This is a genomic window from Flavobacterium sp. CECT 9288, from assembly GCF_918731615.1.
In the GTDB taxonomy this organism is placed as follows: Bacteria; Bacteroidota; Bacteroidia; order Flavobacteriales; family Flavobacteriaceae; genus Flavobacterium.
Genome location: NZ_OU957226.1, coordinates 2,980,651 through 3,003,380, shown reverse-complemented (window position 1 = coordinate 3,003,380; position 22,730 = coordinate 2,980,651). Strand labels below are relative to the sequence as shown.

Below are 22,730 nucleotides of genomic sequence, written 5' to 3'. Positions count from 1 at the left end.
CTTTGTGGTTAAATTATTATTCATATAAAAATGCCGTCAAAGGACTCGAAGCCACCGCTCGATTTACCTTTTGTGCCAATTGTGCTTCATATGCTTTTCGTCCTGCAATTACGGCTGCTGCAAAAGCTTCAGCCATCAGTTTTGGATTTCCAGCAACAGCAATAGCGGTGTTGACTAAAACAGCATCGGCGCCTAATTCCATTGCTTTTGCGGCATCAGAAGGTGCTCCAATTCCTGCGTCGATTATAACAGGGACTTTACTTTGTTCGATAATAATTTCTAAAAAATCAATTGTTTTTAATCCTTTGTTACTTCCAATTGGCGATCCTAAAGGCATTACCGCTGATGTTCCGGCATCTTCCAAACGTTTGCATAAAACAGGATCGGCATGAATGTATGGTAAAACAATAAAACCTAATTTAGCTAGTTCTTCTGTTGCTTTTAAAGTTTCAATCGGGTCGGGTAACAAGTACCTTGGATCGGGATGGATTTCTAGTTTGAGCCAATTGGTTTCCAAAGCTTCTCTTGCTAGTTGCGCTGCAAAAACAGCCTCTTTAGCATTTCTTGCTCCCGAAGTATTGGGTAATAAATTAATACGTGGATGTTTGAGGTGGGCTAAAATCGCATCGGTTTCGGTTTCTAAATCGATACGTTTTAGGGCTACGGTAACCAATTCACTTCCGGATGCCAAAATAGCTTCTTCCATTTGTTGGTTGGAGCCGAATTTTCCGGTCCCTAAAAACAAGCGTGATTCAAAGGTTTTATCTCCTATTTTAAATGGTAACATATAGTTTTTCGTTTAGTTGCGTGATTAATTCGGATGGATTTTCGCTTTGGGTAATTAAACCCGAAAGAGCAATCCCGTGAACGCCAGTTTCCATTATACTTTCAACGTTTGTAAGTTGGATTCCTCCAATGGCATAAATGGGCATTTGTATTTTTTTTGCTTTCATCTTTTCGATAATGCTGCGGTAGCCTTCTACCCCTAAAATGGGACTTAATTTTTCTTTTGTTGCTGTAAATTGGAACGGCCCTAAACCAATGTAATTACAGCCATTTTCAGTATGCTTTTGAATATCTTCAAAAGTATTGGCAGTTGCTCCGATAATTTTTTCACGACCTAAAATAGTTCTCGCCGCTGCTACATTCATATCGGTTAAACCTACATGAACTCCATCCGCATCTAATTGCTCTGCTAGGTGCACATTGTCATTGATGATTAAATAGGCAGAAAAAACGTCACACAAAATTTTTGCGGTTTCTGCAACATCAAAAAGTTCGGCGGTGGAAGCATTTTTGAAACGCAACTGAATCCACTCGCAACCGTTGTCAAGCGCTTTGCGAATATTGGACAATTGTTCTTCGACGGTGTTTCCTTGAGAAATATATTGTAGTTTATTGTACATAATGATATCCTAGTTTTGTTGGGTTAGATTGTAAGTAGGCTTCTATATATTTTTTGGCATTGGCACAAGCCGTTTTTAGTTCCTGTCCCAAAGCCAAATGAGCTGTAATCGCAGATGACAACACGCAACCTGATCCGTGTTTGTCGAAAATTTTAGTAGTCTTTGGCGCCAGTTTCAAATGTTCATTTTCTAAATACAAATAATCAAAGCCAATTTCGTTTGGATTGTGACCGCCTTTTAACAATACGGGGCAATGTTTTGAAAGCAAAATAGCTGTTGTTTCTGCATTAATTTCTTTAGAAGATAATTGCATAATTTCATTGTAATTGGGAGTGATCAAATCAATTTCTTTCAGTATTTCAATCAAAGTAGTTTGGTTTTCAATAGTTAAAAAATCGAATTCTGTTGTCGATTTTAAAACGGTGTCCCAAACTATTTTTGTTTCTGACGAAATCTTTTTTATCAGAAAAACAACTTCTTTTAAAAATTTTAAAGAAGGTACAATTCCAATTTTTACGGCTTTTATGTCGTAAGTATTAAATATTGTTTGAACAGATTGCAAAACAAAATCCAAATCCGTCCATTGTATGGCTACAAATTCATTTTCGGTTTGAATGGTATTTGCACTACTAATAGCAAAGCCATACACTTGATGTTGCTCGAACGTCTTTACATCTGCCAAAACTCCCGCACCTGCTGAAGGATCGAAGCCTGCAATGCTTACTACAAAAGGTCGTGACATAGTTTAAAATTTTCTATTGAAAGGTTGTTGTTCCAAATATTGCCTAAAAGAGCAACATCATCAAACCCAAATGTTAATGCAGTTTTGATATTTTCGGATGTAATTCCTCCAATAGCAATCAATGCAGTTGTGTTATTTTTTCGTTGTTCTAATTCTTTTTTGAAATCCAGATTTGAAACATAATTAGGTTTTGAAATACTTTCGAAAACAGGACCGAAAAAGGCGTAATCAAAGACACTTGATAGGGCTTCAAAATCGGACATTTTATGAATAGAGGTGGAGAGTATATATCCGCTTTTTTTCCATTTTTTTAATTGTTCTTCGGGTGTTTCTATTCTTGTTTTTTCTGTAAAATGAATGCGATTAATTCCTAATTCTAGCGCTAATTGATGATGACTATGCAAAGCCAATTGGTGTCTGAAAGCTGTTTTTATTTTCGATACAAATGTTTTCATTTCTGTTTCTGAAAAATCAGGTTTCCGAATATGAAGTAACTCCAATCCATTCTCAATGAGAGCGTGTATGGTGTGGATTTCGTTTGCTATTAAAGTTGGATTGGAAATGACTATCATTTTTGATTAGATTCTGAAAAGGAAAAAAGAGTATAGAATATAGAAAATACACTGTGATTTAGGTCTATTCTCTATATTCTTTTATCTATTCTCTCGCCTTAAATATAAATTTCTTTTCCTTGTTCAATAAACTCTTCTGATTTTGCTGCCATTCCTTTCTCGGCTTCGGCAACGTCACGAATTTCCTGCGATATTTTCATGGAGCAGAATTTTGGTCCACACATTGAGCAGAAGTGAGCCACTTTTGCACCGTCTGCAGGCAAGGTTTCATCGTGAAAATCACGAGCAGTATCTGGATCTAATGATAGGTTGAATTGGTCTTCCCAGCGGAATTCGAAACGGGCTTTGCTTAAGGCATTGTCTCGATATTGAGCGCCTGGGTGACCTTTGGCTAAATCCGCAGCGTGAGCAGCAATTTTATAAGTAATCACACCATCTTTTACATCTTTTTTGTTGGGCAATCCAAGGTGTTCTTTTGGGGTAACATAGCACAACATGGCGCAACCATACCAGCCAATCATGGCGGCTCCAATGGCAGAAGTAATGTGGTCGTAACCTGGAGCAATATCAGTGGTTAATGGCCCCAAAGTGTAAAATGGAGCTTCATCACAATGTTCTAATTGCTTGTCCATATTTTCTTTAATCATATGCATTGGTACATGACCAGGTCCTTCAATAAATACTTGAACATCGTGTTTCCAAGCTATTTTTGTCAATTCTCCTAAAGTTTCTAACTCGGCGAATTGTGCAGCATCGTTGGCGTCGGCTATTGAACCTGGGCGAAGTCCGTCACCCAATGAAAAGGCAACATCATATTGTTTCATGATTTCGCAAATCTCCTCGAAATGGGTGTAAAGGAAGTTTTCTTTGTGATGAAACAAACACCATTTGGCCATAATAGAACCACCGCGTGAAACAATTCCGGTAACGCGATTAGCGGTCAAATGGATGTAGCGCAATAAAACACCAGCGTGAATGGTGAAATAAGAAACGCCTTGTTCTGCTTGTTCGATTAAGGTATCACGGAAAACTTCCCATGTTAAATCTTCGGCTACACCGTTTACTTTTTCTAAAGCTTGATAAATAGGCACCGTACCGATGGGAACAGGGGAATTACGAATAATCCATTCTCTGGTTTCGTGAATGTTTTTTCCTGTAGATAAATCCATAATAGTATCAGCTCCCCAACGACAAGCCCAAACCGCTTTTTCTACTTCTTCTTCGATGCTTGAAGTGACTGCGCTATTCCCAATATTGGCGTTAATTTTTACTAAAAAATTACGTCCTACAATCATTGGTTCGCTTTCGGGATGGTTGATGTTGTTGGGGATAATAGCTCGACCTCTTGCTACTTCGCTACGAACAAATTCAGCCGTGATTTTAGTTTTTGGTGTATTTGCTCCAAAACTATTTCCAGCGTGTTGGCATTGCATTGCTTTGGTTTGCTCGTTTAGTTGGTCGATGCGTTGGTTCTCTCGAATGGCGATGTATTCCATTTCGGGAGTGATAATGCCTTGTTTGGCGTAATATAATTGAGTAACATTGGCGCCTTTTTTGGCACGCATTGGTTTGTGTAAATATTCAAAACGCAAGTGATCTAACTTTTCATCATTCAAACGGGATTTTCCGTATTCTGAGGAGATTTCGGTTAATTCTTCTACATCATTTCGGTCTAAAATCCATTGTTGGCGGATGCGTGGCAATCCTTTGCGAATATCAATTTCAAAATTAGGATCTGTAAAAGGGCCTGAAGTGTCGTAAACTGTTACCGGTGGATTCTTTTCTATTCTGCCATTGGTTAGTTTAGTATCTGCGAGCGAAATTTCACGCATCGCTACTTTTATGGGGTGGATTTCTCCATCGATGTATACTTTTTTCGAATTTGGAAACGGGGTTCTAGATATTTTTTCTTCTGTATTCATAGGTAATAGGATAGTGTTTAGTATTTTTTCTGCTAGGGATAGTAATGGAAAGCCCGTAAAGTGGACAGACGAATAAAACAAGGAGACAGTGAAGCGACCGTAAGGAAGCTTTAATGGCGACTGTGTTTTATAGGATGGTCACTGCGGACTTGTAATGGATAGCCCGCTCGAGCACAAGGTCATTAAGTTAAATAGTTGCTTTTTTGTCACGCAGATTTCGCGGATTTACGCAAAAAAATCAGTTAAAATCTATTGAATCTGCGTGCTGTTTTTTCTTTTTCCTCTTAACTTAATTAGATTGCGCTCGAGCAGCCGTCTCATCCACCTTGAGTTGCGGAGATGATAAGGATGGTGTCGGTTTCTTGTATGGGATGCAAATTCCAATTAGATTTTGGAATGACGATATTGTTAATGGCTACAGCAATTCCGTTTTGTTTTTCGGGAATTTCCAAGTCAAGAAGTGCTTGAACCGTTAGGCTCTTGGCGGCAAAATGTTTTGTTTGGTTGTTGATTTTTAGTTCCATTCCTTTTGAATTTAGTATATAGGTATACTTTAGGAATGGCTACGACGGTACCCAAATATGGTACAATGAAGTCATCTTACTTTTCCCTACGCTAGTATGAACTAGATCAGGTTCAGAGGGTAAAATCTCAGCCTACCGTGGTAGACACCCCTAAAGTGTGAAGCAAATGTAATGAAAATTATGAATTATCAGTTATAAATTATGAATTTCGTTTCCAACAATTTTCTACATGATCATTAATCATGCCTGTGGCTTGCATGAAGGCATACATAACGGTGGAGCCTACAAATTTAAAACCCCGTTTTTTTAAATCTTTACTTATAGCATCAGAAATTGGGGAAGTAGCAGGAATTTCTTTTAAGTTTTTTGGGGAGTTGTTAACCGGTGTGTGATTTACAAAAGCCCAAATGTATTGCGAAAAGCTGCCAAATTCTTCTTGGAGTGTAATGAAATGTTGAGCGTTGGTCACAGCTGAATAAACTTTGAGTTTGTTGCGAATGATACCCGCATCTTGTAATAATTCTTGAATTTTATCATCAGAATAGTGCGCAATTTTTTTATAATCAAAAGCATCAAAAGCATTGTAGAAATTTTCTCTTTTGTTCAAGATGGTAATCCAACTTAGGCCTGCTTGAAAGGTTTCGAGGAGTAAAAATTCAAATAGAGTAGTGTCATCATATACGGGAACGCCCCATTCTTCGTCATGGTATTTCATGTATAAATCACTGGAATGACACCAGCCACAACGTATTTTATCAGTTATAATCATTCTTTTTCGGAGGCTAAATAATTTTTGATCAAGTAGTGGCCTAAATAAATTAAAGGAGTCAAGAGTATGGCTGTTCCAAGCTTGAAAGTATAGCCGGTTAAAGCTGAAGTAAGAAACGTGTCAAAATTAATTTTTCCTGGCAACCAAAAAGCAATTCCCAATACGATAAAGGAATCAAAAAGTTGCGAAATGATGGTAGAACCCGTTGCTCTCAGCCATATTTTTTTATTTCCGGTTCGGTTTTTAAAAAACCAAAAAACAGCAACGTCTATTAATTGTGATATAAGAAAAGCAATAATACTGCCCACAATAATCCACATGCTTTGACCGAAAACGGCGGTAAACTGAGCATCATTTACTGGGCTAATTCCTTTAGCAGCTGGAATACTCATGGCCAGCAGTAAAATAATAAACGAGTAGGCAATTAATCCAGCAGTGATCAGGGATAATTTTTTCACTCCTTTTTCGCCAAAATAATCGTTGATTAAATCTGTAGTCAAAAACACAATAGGCCAAGGCAAAATACCGATGCTCATTACAAACGGACCTATTTGAATTAGTTTGCCGCCGATCAACTCGGCAGTAACCGCATTAGTGATAAATATCCCGGCAAGGATTATAAAGACAAGTTCTTTTTTGGTTTTGAACATAGAATTAACTTTCATCAAATTTAATAAAATAAAATAGAATTTTAGTGGTATGCTATTTCAAAGAAAAAGCCCCATTCCAACAGAATTGAAATGGGGCTTTGTATTTAAAAATGAAATCAAATAGCAATTATTTGAAATCAAATAGTGACTATCCTAAAGAAGCTCTTTTGAAACCTGTAATTTCAACATTGAAACCTTTAACATAATCACCTACTTTTTTACTATCATCTTTGATGAAGTTTTGATCAAGTAAAGCTTTTTCTTGGTCTAAAGTAGTGTTGTCAGAGATAAAACGTTGTACTTTACCAGGAATAATTTTGTCCCAAATTTGTTCTGGTTTACCTTCAGCTTTTAATTCAGCTTTTGCATCTTCTTCAGCTTGTTTAATAACTTCTTCAGTTAATTGAGAGAAAGAAATGTATTTAGGAACATTTTTTAAAGTTTTTCCTAAACGTTTTGCCTCTTCATTTTCTTTTTCAATGATCGCAATACGAGCTGCTAATTCAGACTCAACAAAAGCAGGATCAAAATCTTTGTAAGATAATGTATCAGCTCCCATTGATGCTACTTGCATAGAGACGTCTTTAGTCAAAACTTCTGCATTAGGTACAGCAGCAGAAATAGCAGTTAATGCAGCAATTTTGTTAACGTGAACATAAGATCCAACAAAAGCACCTTCTAAAATTTCAAAACCACCGATTTCGATTTTTTCACCGATAACACCAGTTTGCTCAATTAATTTTTCAGCAACAGTCATTCCGTTGAAATCTGATGCTAAAAATTCTTCTTTAGATGAGAAGTTGATCGCTTTCTCAACTAATTCTTTAGCCAAAGTTACGAAAGATTCATTTTTCCCTACGAAATCTGTTTCGCAGTTTAAAGTGATGATAGCTCCTTTAGTTTTATCAGCATTGATAAAAGAAACAGCAGCTCCTTCAGAAGACTCACGATCAGAACGGTTAGCAGCAACTTTTTGTCCTTTTTCTCTAAGGTTTTGGATTGCTTTATCGAAATCTCCATCAGCTTCAACTAAAGCTTTTTTACAGTCCATCATTCCGGCACCTGTAGTTTGTCTTAATTTGTTTACGTCTGCAGCAGTAATTGTTGCCATAATATTTTGAATTTTAATGTTAAAAGTAAAAATTCCAATCTTTAAATCCCAAATTCCAATGTTATCAGAAAGTTATTTTCTGATTTTGGAATTTGGAATTCAAAATTTGGAATTCAAAATTTGATTTATTCTTCAGTTGCAGTTGCAGCTGGAGCTTCTGCAGTTTCAGTAGCTGGAGCAGCAACTTCAGCAGTAGCTTCAGTTTCTTTTTCAGTACCTCTATCAGAAAGACCTTCGATAATTGCAGCAGTAACTAAAGTTAAAATTTTATCAATTGATTTAGAAGCGTCATCATTTGCAGGAATAACATACTCTACTTCACGTGGATCAGAGTTAGTATCAACCATTGCGAAAACTGGAATGTTTAATTTTTGAGCTTCTTTTATAGCGATGTGTTCTGCTTTGATATCTACTACGAACAATGCAGCCGGTAGTCTAGACATGTCAGCGATTGAACCTAAGTTTTTCTCTAATTTAGCACGAAGACGATCAACTTGCAAACGCTCTTTTTTAGATAAAGTCATGAAAGTACCATCTTTCTTCATTTTATCAATAGTAGCCATTTTTTTAACAGCTTTACGGATAGTTACAAAGTTAGTTAGCATTCCACCAGGCCATCTTTCAGTGATGTAAGGCATGTTTGCAGCTTTTGCTTTATCAGCAACGATGTCTTTTGCTTGTTTTTTGGTAGCAACAAATAATATTTTTCTACCTGATGCAGCGATTTTTTTCAAAGCTTCGTTAGCTTCTTCAATTTTTGCTGCAGTTTTATATAGATTGATAATGTGAATACCATTACGTTCCATATAGATGTAAGGAGCCATGTTTGGGTCCCATTTTCTAGTCATGTGTCCAAAGTGTACACCTGCTTCTAGTAAGTCTTTAACTTCTATTTTGTTTGCCATTTTGTTCTAGTTTACGTTCTGTTGATTAGCAATAAGCTTCTTTGATACGACTTTAGGCATGTGCCTTTAAGACTTTCGGCTTATTTAGATGCTAAACTATTTCCTACCTCGGTAGGAGAGCAACAACAACTGTGTTTTTAAATTTTTATGCTAAATTTATTTTAACATATTTCAGTTTAAGCTGATAACAATACCAGCGTTTGAACTTGATAATCTGAAAAATAACCAGATTGAATATTAACGCTTAGAGAATTGGAATCTCTTACGAGCTTTCTTCTGACCGAATTTCTTACGTTCAACCATTCTTGGATCTCTTGTTAATAAACCTTGTGGTTTAAGGATTCCTCTGTTTTCAGCATCAACTTCGCACATTGCACGTGCTAATGCCATTCTTACAGCTTCTGCTTGTCCTGTTGAACCACCTCCGTAAACATTAACTTTTACGTCAAAGTTGCTTACATTTTCTGTCATAGACATTGGTTGTAAAACTTTGTACTGTAAAGTTGCAGTTGGGAAGTAAGTTTCAAATGCTTTTTTGTTTACCGTGATTACTCCTGTTCCTTCTGAAACGTATACACGTGCAACAGCGGTTTTTCTTCTACCGATTTTGTGAATAACTCCCATTACTTAAGATCGTTAAGGTTAACTGTTCTAGGTTTTTGAGCTCCTTGTTTGTGCTCTGATCCTACAACAACATTTAAATTTCTAAAAAGCTCTGCTCCTAATTTGTTTTTAGGTAACATCCCTTTTACAGCTTTTTCAACTAATAATGCAGGGTTTTTAGATTGCAAAACTTTAGCAGTTAAAGTTCTTTGACCTCCTGGGTAACCAGTGTGACGGATGTATGTTTTTTCATCCATTTTGTTACCTGTAAGGTTAATTTTTTCTGAGTTGATAACAATTACGTTATCTCCGCAGTCCACATGTGGTGTGTAACTTGGCTTGTACTTACCTCTTAAAATCATTGCGACTTTTGAAGCAAGACGTCCTAAGTTGTGACCATCTGCATCTACAACAATCCACTCTTTTGTAACTGTGGCTTTGCTTGCTGACTGTGTCTTGTAGCTTAATGCGTCCATAATATTTTTTTAATTAAACATTCCATCCCCAATAAAGGGGTTGCAAAAGTACAATTAATTATTTTAAATACAAATACCTTAAAAGATTATTTTGTTATGTGCTTTGTACTGATTATCAAATGTATATTATTATTTTTTTTGCGTTTTCTAAATCATCTTTTCTAAATTGATTTTATTCCTCTATTTAATGATCTGTATTGGTGTATTTTTTTTGTTGTTACAATTACTTTTTTGAACTTAATGCGTTATTTTTGTCAATAGATTGAATTTTTTAGAAATTATACTATCTTGTACTTTAACTTTATACTGAATTCTTAATATGAAAGCCAAAGCAACTTTAAAGCAAATCGCGAAGGAACTCAACGTTTCTGTTTCTACCGTGTCTAAGGCATTAAACGATAGTCCAGAAATTAGTGAGCTAACGAAGGTTAAAATAAAGGAATATGCGAAGCTTAAAAACTACAAGCCAAATATTATTGGGTTGAATCTTAAAAATAGAAAGACAAAGACTATAGGCGTTATCATACCTAACATTCTTAATTCTTTTTTTGCCAAAGTATTTAGTGGCATTGAGAAGATTGCTGATGAAAAAGGGTATAATGTGATTATGTGTATTTCTAATGAGTCTCTGGATAAAGAAGCACATACCTTAGAGATGTTAAGTAATGGTACTATTGATGGTTTTATAGTGTCTGTATCTGAGGAAGCTCAGAAAGCTCAAGATTATCAGCATTTCACAACTATTATTAATGATGGAACTCCTATTGTAATGTTTGATCGTATTGCAGATGGGGTAGACTGTGATAAGGTAATTGTAGATGATTTTGATTCGGCACTTCATGCGACCCAGCAACTTTTGAACTTGGGTTGTAAAAATATTGCCTTACTTTCTTCTATTGATAATTTGAGTGTGGGTAAATTAAGAACTGATGGCTATTTAAAAGCATTATCTAATAATGGTATAGCTGTTAATCCTGATATTATGATTAGAACTGACTCAGAACTTGATCTTAAAAATAAAATGGATTCTATATTTGAAAACCCAATAGATGGAATTTTTGCATTGGATGAGAATGATTCAGTTGCAGCATTAAGAGTTGCATTAAAAAAAGGATTCAAAGTACCCGAAGACATTTCTATCATTGGTTTTGCTGATGGAATTTTAGCGTCAAGAAGATTGTCACCTAGTTTGACAACAGTTAGTCAACATGGTATAGAAATAGGTGAAGTAGCGGCCAAGTTGCTTATTAAGAGGTTGGAATCAGAGGAGGAGCACCTTCCTTATGAAACAAAAGTTATTAAAACGAAATTAAAAGAAAGAGAGTCGACACGTGTGGTGTAGTTTGATCTATTTTAAACTTTAAATAAAAAATCTCTAATTGCTTAATTAGAGATTTTTTATGTGCAGTATATTTTATTAATGAGCTTCTAGCCAGTCTTTACCGGTGCCAATTTCTACTTCCAGTGGCACAACAAGTTGGAAGGCGTTTTCCATTTCATGTTTAATCATGGGTTGTATTTTTTCCAGCTCTTCATTATGCACATCAAACACAAGTTCATCATGAACTTGCAATAACATTTTGCTTTTCCAATTTTCACTTTTTAACCTTTTATGAATATTGATCATTGCAATTTTGATAATATCGGCAGCACTTCCTTGAATAGGAGCGTTTACGGCATTTCGTTCTGCGCCACCACGCACGATGGCGTTTTGAGAGTTGATATCTTTTAAATACCTACGACGGCCTAAAATGGTTTGTACATAACCGTGGTCACGTGCAAAGTCTACTTGATCCTGTATATACGATTTTAATTTTGGATACGTTTGGTAATACGCCTCAATCAATTCGGCACTTTCTTTACGGGTCAAACTAGTTTGATTGCTTAGTCCAAATGCTGATACGCCGTAAACAATCCCAAAATTTACGGTTTTAGCATGACTTCTTTGTTCTCTTGTTACCTCTTCAAGCGGAACGTTAAATACTTTTGATGCCGTAGATTTATGAATGTCTTCGTTGTTTTGAAACGCTTTTATCATATTTTCTTCTCCACACAAAGCTGCAATGACGCGCAATTCAATTTGTGAATAATCGGCAGATACTAGGGTGTGATTTTCATCTCTTGCAACAAATGCTTTCCTAATTTGGCGACCACGTTCCGTGCGTATTGGGATGTTTTGTAAATTAGGATTATTAGAGCTTAACCTTCCGGTAGCTGCTACGGTTTGCATATAGTCTGTATGGATGCGTTTAGTAACGGCGTCAACTTGGTTTGGTAAGGCATCTACATAGGTGTTTTGCAATTTCACTAACTGTCTCCACTCTAGAATGTCCTTTACTATTTGATTTTCTGGGGCAAGATAGCTGAGTATTTCCTCGCCGGTAGCATATTGCCCTGTTTTGGTTTTCTTTTGTTTAACTCCGCCAATTTTTAATTTGTCAAATAAAATATCTCCTAATTGTTTAGGTGATGCCAAATTGAATTTTTCACCTGCAGTTTCATAAATGCTTGCTTCTAAAATTTTGATATCCTCATCAAGTGTTTTAGAAAGCGACTTAAGGAAATCTACATCAACCCGAATACCTTCTTTTTCCATATCGGCAAGTACTTTTACCAATGGGATTTCTATTTCTTCAAAAAGTTTTTTGGTTTCGGTTTGTTCTAGTTCTTGGGTAAAAATATTTTTAAGTTGCCAAGTGACATCAGTATCTTCAACGGCGTATTCTTTTATTTCTTCGAGAGCTACGTCACGCATTGATTTTTGATTCTTCCCTTTTTTTCCAATAAGAGCCTCGATAGATTGTGGCGAATATTTTAAATAAGTCTCGGATAAGATATCCATATTATGACGCATATCTGGATTAATTAGATAATGTGCAATCATGGTGTCAAATAACTTTCCTTTTACTTCTACCTTATAGTTGGATAGAATTTTCAAGTCGTATTTTAGATTTTGACCAATTTTTTCAATGCCTTCATTTTCAAAAAATGGAATGAATTTATCTATCAAAGCTTGTGCTTCTTCTTGATTTTCTGGAAACGGAACATAAAATCCTTTCCCTTTTTCATAAGAAAAAGAAATTCCCACTAGTTCTGCATGTAGTGCATCAAGCCCAGTAGTTTCGGTATCAAAACATACAGAGGTTTGTTTGTTTAAGTTGTTTAAAAGCAATTTTAGACCTAAATCACCTTGAATAATTTGATAGGAATGTTCAGTGTTTGTTAGCGTACTGTAAAATTGATTTCGATTCTCATCTGATGTAGCGTCTTGATCATTCGATCCAAAAAGATCAAATTGATCTTCATTTTTTGTAGACTTCTTATACAGTTTGGCATCTGTTTCGGATCCGTTATTTTGTGCAAGCGGAGATGGATTTTTAAAAATAGCGTCAAATTGCTCAGCCATTCTTCTAAACTCTAGTTCATTGAATAAGGCATCGGTTTTTTCTACATCAGGTTTAGAAAGCTCATAGTCATTTTCATTAAAGACAACAGGGCAATCCAGTAATATAGTTGCTAATGTTTTAGATAACAATCCTTTTTCTTTATTGGCTTCAATGTTCTCTTTCATTTTTCCTTTCAGCTTATCTGTATTTGCTAAAAGGTTTTCCATACTGCCAAATTCTTTTAACAATTTCTTTGCGGTCACTTCTCCTACGCCTGGTAAACCAGGAATGTTATCTGCCGTATCGCCCATCATGCCTAGAAAATCAATAACTTGTTCAGGTCTTTCAATTTCAAACTTAGCCAAGACTTCTGGGACTCCCCAAATTTCAATACCATTACCCATTCGGGCTGGTTTGTACATAAAAATATTTTCAGATACTAGTTGTGCAAAATCCTTATCAGGAGTAACCATAAAAACCTGGTAATTCTCTTTTTCAGCTTGTTTTGCAATGGTTCCTATTAAATCATCGGCTTCATAACCGCTTACTTCAATAATAGGAATGTGCATGGCCTTGAGTAATTCTTGAATGTAAGGAACCGCAATTTTTATCGCTTCTGGTGTAGCGTCTCTATTTGCTTTATACTCAGGAAAGAGGTCATTTCTTAAATCGCTTCCGCCTTTATCAAATGCTACAGCAAGGTGATCTGGTTTTTCACGTTTTATAACATCCATCAATGAATTCATAAAACCCATAATGGCTGATGTGTCCATACCTTTTGAGTTAATACGTGGGTTTTTGATAAAAGCATAATAGCCACGAAATATTAATGCATAGGCATCAAGTAAGAAAAGACGTTTTTGTTGAGACATAATATATTTTTTGAAAAGTTCAAAAGTACAAAACTTGAATGAGTATGAACCTTAGCTTTTTAATTTTTATGGATTTGTATTTTATGATATTGAAGTGATAATTTTTAAAGTTAAATATCTTTTAAGATTAAATTACGAACCATATAAAGTAAGAAAAAATACTATTTATTAATAAAATTATGTATTTCATCGATTAAATATGTATTTAAACGATAATTTGTTTTATATTTACAGCAGGTTTAAAATCAAAAGGAGTTGTAGTTTTTAATATTTTAATACATTTTGTCATGAGAAAAAATTATTTTCCAAAAAGAGTGTCACAAGTTGTTTTATTCTTTTTCTTAATAATATCTGCAAATACTTTTGCACAAGTAGGTATAGGGACAACAACACCTCATTCAAGTTCGGTTCTTGACGTTTCATCAACTACTCAAGGTATGCTTACGCCAAGGATGACCACCGCACAACGTTTAGCAATTGCATCTCCAGCCGATGGATTAATTGTTTATGATACAAATCTTAAATCATTATACCATTATAATCAAGGGATAACTTCTTGGAATCTAATTAATAGTGATGCTAACGGAAGGTTGAAGTTTAAACGTATCAGGTCTACTGATGTATTAGCTACTGTTTTAGCAACAGAACTAGCCGCAGGTGGTGGTACAAAGTATGTTTTAGATAGTGGTACGTATTATGAAATAAATGGGGTTATCAATGTGAATTTTCCAATTGATTTGAATAATGCTTACATAGTAGGGTTAGATGCAAATGAAGATGTATTATTTAAATCCAGTGGATTCCTATTTGAAGGAGCAATGGGAGGCACTATTAAAACACTTACTATTTCAGGAGGAAGTTCTGTTTTTAATTTGGTGGCAAGTGGCAATACCCAAAGTATTATTTTTAGAGATGCTATTGTTGCGAACTCGGCAAATGTGGGGACAATTAGTGGTTTTGGCTTAGTGTTTTTTTCAGTTATTAATTATGCAGCAAATGTAACAGGGATTACCTACACCAATAATACTCGAGTGCTGTTAAGTAACACGGCATGGTTTGGGAACAACGCAGGTACTTTTGAAAGGTTTACCGGTACATTTTCTTTGATCCAAAAACAAGGTGGTTTTTGTGAAGTAAATGGTGCTGCGGTTGGGGTAGATGTAAGTGCAAACCCAACTATAACTGGTGATGCTGTCATGGAATTAGTAGTTTTTACAGGTACACTTTCTACGGGAAAATATGTCAACGGTTACACAGCGGGTTCTTATACAGGCTATAATTTTGATAATAATTGGAATGTTCGATGCTCTGGTATTCCTACGGAAGTAGATGCATCGGCCACAGGAAACTTATACGATCCTAGTAACACAACTTCTACAAGAACTACAGCCACAACTCAAAATGTAGGTTATAAGGTAAATACAAACGTAACAACAACCGATGAACTTTTAAGAGTTAGTTCAAGTACTACGGGGAGACTTACTTACAGAGGAAAAAAAACACGTTCTTTTCAAATTAACTCATCAGTTGCCTTTATAGAATCAACAGTAGGAACTAACGCCGTGTTTGTGTTTTATTTTGTAAAAGTTGGCTCAAATGGAAGTACAATTACACCGCTTCCATCAACTGAAACGTATATTGATACAAATAGTGGCTTTACACAAGCTTTTCCAGTTACAGGTTCTGTAACATTAAATCAAAATGAGTCTGTAGAATTATGGTTAAAGAGAATCAATACCGGTACAAAGATCAATGTCGATACTTTTTCATTCAACATGACTTTAAAGTAAATCTAGTTTTATTACTTGTTTAATTGATATAATTTTAAAAAGCTGAAATAGAAATATTTCAGCTTTTAATTTTTTAAAATGACTTTTTAAGATCCAACTACTATATTTTAGTTAAATTTTGATTAATAAAAATTTATTATGATTCCATAATTTGTTATTTTGCTTAAAAATTATTGGTGATGATCTTTCGTGTAGTTATATTGTGTTTGTTTCTTTTGGTTTTAGAAATCTACACGTTCCAAGTTTTTAAAACCATTATTAAAAATAAGTCTTTTTTATATAGTATTCAAATTGCAAGTGTTGCTTTATCAGTTTATATTGTTTACTCCTTAATGCAGTTTGATAGGAGTGTAGGTCAAACACAAAAAACAATGTTTACTATGGCCTTGTTGCTATTAGTTTACCTTCCTAAGTTTGTTTTCACAATACTACTTTTAGGCGAAGATTTGTATCGTTTGTGTGTAGGGACTTTAAATTATTTTTCTAATTATGATGAAAGCAAAGATTTTTTTAACTCACGCAGAAAATTTATAAGTCAAATAGGATTGGGTCTTGCTGCAGTGCCTTTTCTATCACTTATATATGGTGTTACAGTTGGTAAGTACAATTATAAAGTAATCAAGCAGCGTATTTTTTTTCCGGATTTACCAGATGCTTTTGATGGATTTACAATTACACAAATATCAGATGTTCATAGTGGTAGTTTTGACAATCCAGATAAAATACAACACGCAATTGATTTGATCAATGAGCAAGGTTCTGATTTAATATTGTTTACGGGTGATATTGTAAATACGCATGCCAAAGAAATGCATCCTTGGATAGAAACGTTTAACAATATCAATAAACACGAGTACGGAAAATACGCTGTATTAGGGAATCATGATTATGGGGAATATGTAACTTGGAAAACCGAGCAAGAAAAAGAGGAGAACTTTGAGAATATAAAAAAGCTTTACGGACAAATAGACTTTAACTTATTGCTTAATGAGCATACTTTTATAAAGAAAGGCAATGATCAAATAGCTCTTGTAGGGGTAGAAAACTGGGGACACAATTTTAAACAAGCAGGCGATTTAGATAAGGCATCAGGCTTGTTAGAAAAACAAGATTTTAAAATATTAATGAGCCATGATCCTTCACATTGGAATAAGGTAGTTCAGCACGATAAAAGACATTTTCAACTTACGCTTTCTGGTCATACTCATGGCATGCAATTTGGTATTGAAATTCCAGGCTATTTCAAATGGAGTTTAGTGCAATATGTGTACGAACAATGGGCTGGTTTGTATGAAAACGTGGGACGCTATATTTATGTAAACAGAGGTTTTGGTTTTCATGCCTATCCTGGTAGAGTAGGAATCATGCCAGAAATAACAGTAATTGAACTAAAAAAAGCCCCTAATGTGGCATAATTCGTTAAAAATGTTACATTTGTATATTATCAATCTCTTGTATTACATTTAGAAAACTAAATATTAAGGTTTATGTCAAAATTTGGAGAACTTTTACATACTCAAGTGCCCGTATTAATTGATTTTTATACGGATTGGAATGAATCTTCGGTAGCCATGCATCCCGTTATTAGAGATGTAGCAGCTGCTCTTGGTGATAAAGCTAAGGTTATAAGGATAGACGTTGATAAAAACCAAGAATTAGCCAATGCACTTCGCATTAAAGGACTCCCAACATTGATGCTTTATAAGCAAGGCCAAATGATTTGGAGACAATCTGGAGAGCTCGATGCAAATACTCTTATTAGTATTGTTCAAGGACAGTATTAATTATCATTACCTATAACTTTCGTTTCATAGTTGTTATCTTGTAAATATTGTAAGGTTGCGGGTAACACGTATTTTAGTTTTTCAAAAGCTTTTATACTGTCATGAAAAACAATAATACTCCCTGGCTGCAAGTTCATAATTACATTGTTCAAGCATTCTTCATTGGTTATCTTTCCATCAAAATCGGCGCTTAAAACATCCCACATAATTATTTTATATCCCATTTTTAATAAAGCTCTAGACTGAGCTTTTTTTATTTTGCCGTAAGGCGGACGAAAAATTTTAGAATCAGAATTGTATTGCATATTCTTGTCTATTATTTCTTGACAAAGCTCCGTGTTGTCAATGTAGTTTTGCGTTGATGTCTTCCATCCGTTTAAATGATTGAAGGTATGATTCCCTACAGCATGGCCTTCACTTATAATTTTTTTAAATATTACGGGATATTTACGAATGTTATCACCTATACAAAAAAAGGTAGTTTTAAAATTGTATTTGTTCAATTCATCCAATACCCATGATGTTACTTCGGGTGTGGGACCATCATCAAAAGTGAGATAAACCACTTTTTTTGTGTTTGGAATGTCCCAAATCCATTTTGAGAACAGTGTCTTAATTAGTTTATTAGTTTTGACCCAGTACAATTTCATCTCAAAGAAAGTTAAAAAAAATAGCGACATGATTGCCGCTATTTTAAATGCTATTTTATTTATTCTCTATCACGTTCAAAACGTTCAAACATTTTTATGTAGGTATTAAATGTAGCTCTGTGCATATTGTAAAATGCTAGATCGTTATTTTCTTTCATTACTTTTAGCAAGCTTCTATATCGTTCTATATCTGTAACAATAGGAATCACAATGCTTGACTGCTCACTAGCTTTTAAACCACCATAATAATTAAGATTTTCACGGTATTTCTGGGTTAGTTTATCCAATAATTGTTGAGCTTTAGCTTTCTCACCTGTTTTGTAATATCCATCTGCAAATGGCTCCACAAGGGAGTAGTAACCAAAGTATTCTACTGGAAGTTTAGTCATTGCGAGATCTATAACTTTCTTTGCCTTATCGGTTTTGCCTTCCTTAATGAGTTGGTTCATCAATCTAGAAAGGTATGATCTGTAGTTGATACTGTTGCGTCTAGTTTCAGGATCATGATAAATGGTAGTACTTTCTCCGTTACCCCATTCCCATTTCATGACAATATCATACATTTTATCTGAATCCAATTGTCCCATGTCTAGTGGGCTAGCATCTTTAGGTAAAGTAGTTTTAACAGGAACCAGTTTGTATACCATTCCTTCTAGTTGAAGATACTCTTTCATCCAAATGTAATCTTCGTTATCAAATGCACCGCCACTAAAATAGATAGGGCGTTTCCAGTTGTTATTTGCAACTATATCTAGCATCATCAATCGGTTTTTGTACAAGGCATTTTTGCTAACATCAATGTCAATGTATGGAACTATTGAGTCAAAGTATTGCGCCGAAACAACTTTATTTTTGATAATTGTATTTTTATCAACTGGAATTCTGATTTTGTTTGTTGGATAAAAATGAATCGTTTGTCCGTTTTGCATTTCAACCGTTGATTTTGGATTTTTAATAAAATCAATCAAATCTTTAATGTCCCAACGGGTGTCTATTTTAGGGATAAATGCCACATAGTCTAATTTGTCACCCACGTATTGATCATGCGTAAATGAAATCGGCAAAGCATCTGATTCGTATGTTTTGGTTTTCATTTGATCGATATACCAATCGGTCATGAACAAACTAGTATTTACAATTTTAATGTCAGTTCTTACACCTTCAATTTCTTGGGCATACCACAAAGGGAAAGTGTCGTTATCCCCAATGGTGAACAAAATAGCATTAGGATCACATGAAGTTAAGTATGCTTTTGCCATAGCTACAGCAGTAGATTTCCCTGAACGGTCATGATCATCCCAGTTTTGAGATGCCATTAAAACGGGAGCTGCAAGTAAACAAGCACTAATCATTATTGGGCCAGCAATTTTTGGGGCTAAGTATTTTTGAGCGCTCTCATATAAAGCATATACGCCAAAACCAATCCAGATCGCAAACACATAAAACGATCCTACAAGAGCATAATCTCGTTCTCGTGGTTCAAATGGTCTTTCGTTTAGGTATATTTTCAATGCAATTCCTGTAAAAAGAAATAAGGCAAGTAGAACATAAAAACTTTTTAAATCTTTATTGGCGTGATACATTAAACCAATAAGTCCTAGAATAAAAGGCAAAAAGAAATATACGTTTCTACCTTTGTTGTTTGTCACATCTGAAGGTAAGTTTTCTTGACTTCCTAAATGTAATTCATCAATAAATGAAATACCACTCAACCAGTTTCCATCAAGATAATCATATCTTCCTTGCACATCGTTTTGTCTCCCTACAAAGTTCCACATTAAATACCTCCAGTACATATAGCCAAATTGGTATTCAACCATAAAGCCTAAATTGTCTGCTGTGGTAGGTTTTTCAATTAATAAATAGTCGCCATAACTTTTTAAGAATTTAACATATCCTTCATTGTCAATTTGTTGTTGTGCATACGCTTGTCTAAACTCGTTTACAATTTTTTCTGTTTCACTCTTTAGTTGCGCTATGGCTTTGTTATAATCTTCTTCGCTTAATTGGCTAGGGTCAATGCCGTATTTTGCAAGATCTTCTTCATAAGGATAATCAGGATTTAGTCTAAACGCTGGAGGATTAGTAAAATTCATATAATTCTCAATATGCTCAGCGCTCCACATTCTTGGCAAGATGGTTTTATGATTATCATCAGAATTTTGCTCTGCGTTTTTAAAATTATTTACAATAACATATTTGCCAGTTTTATAATCTCGCTCATAGTTTGGTGCTTTGTCCAAGTACGGATTATCCTTGTCTAAACCTGCAAAATTTTCAGTGTATTGAGGGCCGTAAAAAAGAGGATTAACTCCGTATTGTTCTCTATTATAGTAGGCGAGAACTTCGCGTGCATCAGATGGTTTATTTTCATTAATAACTGTATTAGCATTGGCACGAATAGGTAACATCATCCAGGTAGAAAAACCAATTAGGATGAAAAGTACACAAAGCAATAGAGTGTTGTATGTAATTAGTTGTTTTTTCTTCGTGTATTGCAAACCAAAATAAAACAAAACAGCAATAAGTATAGCAACAAACAATGTTCCAGAGTCAAAAGGTAATCCTAAATTATTTACCATAAAAACTTCGGTTTTACCAAAGAAAGCCATGGTAAGTGGCAGTAGCAATTTAAAAATAAATAACAAAATAGAAATCACTACGACATTTGCAATAATGAAACTCTTAACAGTTACTTTTTCATAATTTTTAAAGAAATATAAAAAACCAATAGCAGGAATGGTTAATAAAGCCATAAAGTGTACACCAAAAGAAAGCCCTACTACTAATGATATAATAAGCAACCATTTATTACCTCTTGGTTTATCCATATCTTGTTCCCAGCGTAAGCCAAGCCAAAACAATAATGCTATTAAAAGGGAAGCCATGGCATACACTTCGGCCTCTACGGCATTGTACCAAAAACTATCTGAGAAAGTGTACGCCAATGCTCCTACAAACGAACTTCCTAAAACAACAACATCATTGTTTTTGTTTAATGAAGGTGTTGATGCAAATCGACCAACAATTTTTCTCAAAATCATTGATGATGACCAAAACATAAATAAAATAGTAAACGCACTTGAAAAAACAGATACCATATTTACCATCAATGCAATCTTTGTATTATCTAATGCAAACATGGCAAAAAAGGCACCAATCATTTGGTACAATGGAGCACCTGGTGGATGGCCAACTTCTAATTTTGCAGCAGTGGCAATGTATTCTCCACAATCCCAAAAACTCATGGTGGGTTCAACCGTCAAACTATAGGTGATTAATGCTATCCCAAAAGTAAGCCAACCGATGATTGTGTTCCATTTATTGAAATTGAATGCTGTTTTATCCATGTATCAAGTATTATATTATTTAAGTTACAAAGAAAATGTTTTTTTGTTTAACCCACATCGCATTAACATTATTTTCTGTAAAACTATCTTCGAATACTAACCTATTGATAATGAATATTTTTCTTCTTTAACGAGTCCTTTTTTTTAATTTGAATGATTTTTTTTTGATAAAAATGTAAAAAAAATTTGTGCAAACTAAAAAATAGTATAAATTTGCACTCGCTAAGCAACAATAAAGCAAAGCATTTTACTGGTCTATGGTGTAATGGTAACACAACTGTTTTTGGTGCAGTCTTTCTAGGTTCGAGTCCTAGTAGACCAACTTAAAAAAAAACCTCTCAATCGAGAGGTTTTTTTTGTTTACAATACGTTTTGAATTTAGATTCTGAAAGTAAGAACCGGTCTAGATTCATGATTTATCAATCCTTGACTAATGCTCCCGCTAAAAAAGTGGGATAATCTTGTTCTTCCGTGTGTGCAAATGCTAATTAAGTCGGCTTCTTTGCTTTTAGCAAAATTAGTAATGCCGTTTTCAACATTCGTATCATTGTATACGTGGGTGGAGTAGTTTTCTAAATCATGTTTTCTAAGGAATTTTTCTAAAATTTGATCGCTTTTTTGAGTGGTTTTAAAACTGTTTGGAGTATTAATCATGACTAAAAGCAGTTTTGCATTTGTATCTTGACTAAATTTCAGCAGTTTCTTAAAAGGTTTTTTGGTTTCTTTCGAAAAATCAGATGCGAAAACTATTTTTTCGATCTGAAATTCGCCGGGATCTTTCTTGATAACTAAAACGGGAGCTTTGGATAGGCGAACTACTTTCTCGGTATTTGAGCCTATTAATAAGTGTTCTGTGTTTGAGCTTCCGTGTGAGCCCATAATAATTAAATCAATTTCGTTAGTTTCATTAAAGGATAAAATTCCAGAAAATGCTTTCTCTAGCTGAACGCTACTTTCTACCACAATGCCCTCTAGGTAAGATTGTGATTTTATATTCTCCAGTCTTTCATTTGCCTTTCGAATAAATAAAATTACTTCAGGAATGCTTTTTCCGCTCGAAACAGCATCGCTCATTTGGCTAGGAAGTTCTAATAAATGTAAGAGATAAATAGATGCGTTGTTTTTTTTAGCAAGTTGAGCTGCGGCTTTTAATGCGTATTCAGCTTGTTCAGAAAAATCAGTGGGAACTAAAATGTGTTTCATAATCAAATAGGTGTT

20 protein-coding genes, 1 tRNA gene and 1 riboswitch are annotated in these 22,730 nt (G+C 34.7%); of the genes, 5 read left to right on the top strand and 16 right to left on the bottom strand.

What is annotated here, in order from left to right:
- Window positions 1-16 precede the first annotated feature (16 nt).
- The 12 genes from LQ189_RS13295 to rplM form a co-directional block, all read right to left on the bottom strand.
- The gene (locus tag LQ189_RS13295; protein WP_230157803.1) at window positions 17-787 is read right to left on the bottom strand and encodes a thiazole synthase; all 771 of its coding nucleotides are present in this window, start codon (window positions 785-787) and stop codon (window positions 17-19) included.
- Entirely contained in the window at window positions 774-1,406 is a 633-nt protein-coding gene (locus LQ189_RS13290; protein WP_230157799.1) for a thiamine phosphate synthase, read from the bottom strand. The genes LQ189_RS13295 and LQ189_RS13290 overlap by 14 nt, the downstream gene beginning before the upstream one ends.
- A complete protein-coding gene (locus tag LQ189_RS13285) occupies window positions 1,396-2,148 on the bottom strand; it encodes a hydroxymethylpyrimidine/phosphomethylpyrimidine kinase (RefSeq protein ID WP_230157797.1) in 753 nt (250 codons plus the stop codon). Before LQ189_RS13285 ends, LQ189_RS13290 begins: the two co-directional genes overlap by 11 nt.
- Window positions 2,130-2,720, bottom strand: coding sequence for a thiamine phosphate synthase (locus LQ189_RS13280; protein WP_230157795.1), 591 nt, complete (start codon window positions 2,718-2,720; stop codon window positions 2,130-2,132). The genes LQ189_RS13285 and LQ189_RS13280 overlap by 19 nt, the downstream gene beginning before the upstream one ends.
- Window positions 2,721-2,818: 98 nt before the next feature.
- Complete coding sequence (thiC, locus tag LQ189_RS13275; protein ID WP_230157793.1) at window positions 2,819-4,642, bottom strand: phosphomethylpyrimidine synthase ThiC; 1,824 nt, start codon at window positions 4,640-4,642, stop codon at window positions 2,819-2,821.
- A 317-nt stretch (window positions 4,643-4,959) separates the two neighbouring features.
- Window positions 4,960-5,166, bottom strand: a complete 207-nt coding sequence (thiS, locus tag LQ189_RS13270) for a sulfur carrier protein ThiS (protein ID WP_230157790.1) — start codon at window positions 5,164-5,166, stop codon at window positions 4,960-4,962.
- A 66-nt stretch (window positions 5,167-5,232) separates the two neighbouring features.
- Window positions 5,233-5,328: riboswitch (TPP riboswitch) on the bottom strand.
- A gap of 37 nt (window positions 5,329-5,365) precedes the next feature.
- Window positions 5,366-5,935 (bottom strand): DNA-3-methyladenine glycosylase I, encoded by a 570-nt coding sequence (locus LQ189_RS13265; protein WP_230157788.1) that lies wholly within the window; start codon window positions 5,933-5,935, stop codon window positions 5,366-5,368.
- Window positions 5,932-6,585, bottom strand: coding sequence for a queuosine precursor transporter (locus LQ189_RS13260; RefSeq protein WP_230158679.1), 654 nt, complete (start codon window positions 6,583-6,585; stop codon window positions 5,932-5,934). Before LQ189_RS13260 ends, LQ189_RS13265 begins: the two co-directional genes overlap by 4 nt.
- 148 nt (window positions 6,586-6,733) lie before the next feature.
- Window positions 6,734-7,696, bottom strand: coding sequence for a translation elongation factor Ts (gene tsf / locus LQ189_RS13255; protein ID WP_086453660.1), 963 nt, complete (start codon window positions 7,694-7,696; stop codon window positions 6,734-6,736).
- 125 nt (window positions 7,697-7,821) lie between these two features.
- Window positions 7,822-8,601 (bottom strand): 30S ribosomal protein S2, encoded by a 780-nt coding sequence (rpsB, locus tag LQ189_RS13250; protein ID WP_230157786.1) that lies wholly within the window; start codon window positions 8,599-8,601, stop codon window positions 7,822-7,824.
- A gap of 237 nt (window positions 8,602-8,838) precedes the next feature.
- Complete coding sequence (rpsI, locus tag LQ189_RS13245) at window positions 8,839-9,225, bottom strand: 30S ribosomal protein S9 (protein WP_086453662.1); 387 nt, start codon at window positions 9,223-9,225, stop codon at window positions 8,839-8,841.
- A complete protein-coding gene (rplM, locus tag LQ189_RS13240; protein WP_086453663.1) occupies window positions 9,225-9,680 on the bottom strand; it encodes a 50S ribosomal protein L13 in 456 nt (151 codons plus the stop codon). Before rplM ends, rpsI begins: the two co-directional genes overlap by 1 nt.
- A gap of 319 nt (window positions 9,681-9,999) precedes the next feature.
- Here rplM and LQ189_RS13235 point away from each other — a divergent pair, with 319 nt between their 5' ends.
- On the top strand, window positions 10,000-11,022 hold the full coding sequence (locus LQ189_RS13235; RefSeq protein ID WP_230157783.1) for a LacI family DNA-binding transcriptional regulator: 1,023 nt from the start codon (window positions 10,000-10,002) through the stop codon (window positions 11,020-11,022).
- Window positions 11,023-11,097: 75 nt separating this feature from the next.
- On the opposite strand, the gene polA is transcribed toward LQ189_RS13235, so the two are convergent.
- On the bottom strand, window positions 11,098-13,938 hold the full coding sequence (polA, locus tag LQ189_RS13230; RefSeq protein WP_230157781.1) for a DNA polymerase I: 2,841 nt from the start codon (window positions 13,936-13,938) through the stop codon (window positions 11,098-11,100).
- A gap of 287 nt (window positions 13,939-14,225) precedes the next feature.
- Here polA and LQ189_RS13225 point away from each other — a divergent pair, with 287 nt between their 5' ends.
- The 3 genes from LQ189_RS13225 to LQ189_RS13215 all read left to right on the top strand — a co-directional run bounded on the left by LQ189_RS13225 (window position 14,226) and on the right by LQ189_RS13215 (window position 17,512).
- Window positions 14,226-15,728, top strand: a complete 1,503-nt coding sequence (locus LQ189_RS13225) for a hypothetical protein (protein WP_230157779.1) — start codon at window positions 14,226-14,228, stop codon at window positions 15,726-15,728.
- A gap of 179 nt (window positions 15,729-15,907) precedes the next feature.
- Complete coding sequence (locus LQ189_RS13220; protein WP_230157774.1) at window positions 15,908-17,143, top strand: metallophosphoesterase; 1,236 nt, start codon at window positions 15,908-15,910, stop codon at window positions 17,141-17,143.
- Window positions 17,144-17,215: 72 nt separating this feature from the next.
- A complete protein-coding gene (locus LQ189_RS13215) occupies window positions 17,216-17,512 on the top strand; it encodes a co-chaperone YbbN (RefSeq protein WP_086454349.1) in 297 nt (98 codons plus the stop codon).
- Here the strand turns inward: LQ189_RS13215 and LQ189_RS13210 are convergent.
- Together LQ189_RS13210 and LQ189_RS13205 are read right to left on the bottom strand one after the other, a co-directional pair.
- Window positions 17,509-18,192, bottom strand: coding sequence for a polysaccharide deacetylase family protein (locus LQ189_RS13210; protein WP_370634866.1), 684 nt, complete (start codon window positions 18,190-18,192; stop codon window positions 17,509-17,511). The two genes, LQ189_RS13215 and LQ189_RS13210, sit on opposite strands and share 4 nt — an antisense overlap.
- A gap of 29 nt (window positions 18,193-18,221) precedes the next feature.
- Window positions 18,222-21,512 carry a DUF2723 domain-containing protein gene (locus tag LQ189_RS13205; RefSeq protein ID WP_230157771.1) on the bottom strand — a complete coding sequence of 1,097 codons (3,291 nt, stop codon included), beginning with the start codon at window positions 21,510-21,512 and terminating at the stop codon, window positions 18,222-18,224.
- A gap of 251 nt (window positions 21,513-21,763) precedes the next feature.
- On the opposite strand from LQ189_RS13205, the gene LQ189_RS13200 reads away from it, so the two are divergent.
- Window positions 21,764-21,834 (top strand) — tRNA-Gln (locus tag LQ189_RS13200).
- A gap of 56 nt (window positions 21,835-21,890) precedes the next feature.
- Here LQ189_RS13200 and LQ189_RS13195 read toward each other — a convergent pair.
- A complete protein-coding gene (locus LQ189_RS13195; protein ID WP_230157769.1) occupies window positions 21,891-22,715 on the bottom strand; it encodes a universal stress protein in 825 nt (274 codons plus the stop codon).
- Between the last annotated feature and the right edge of the window lie 15 nt (window positions 22,716-22,730).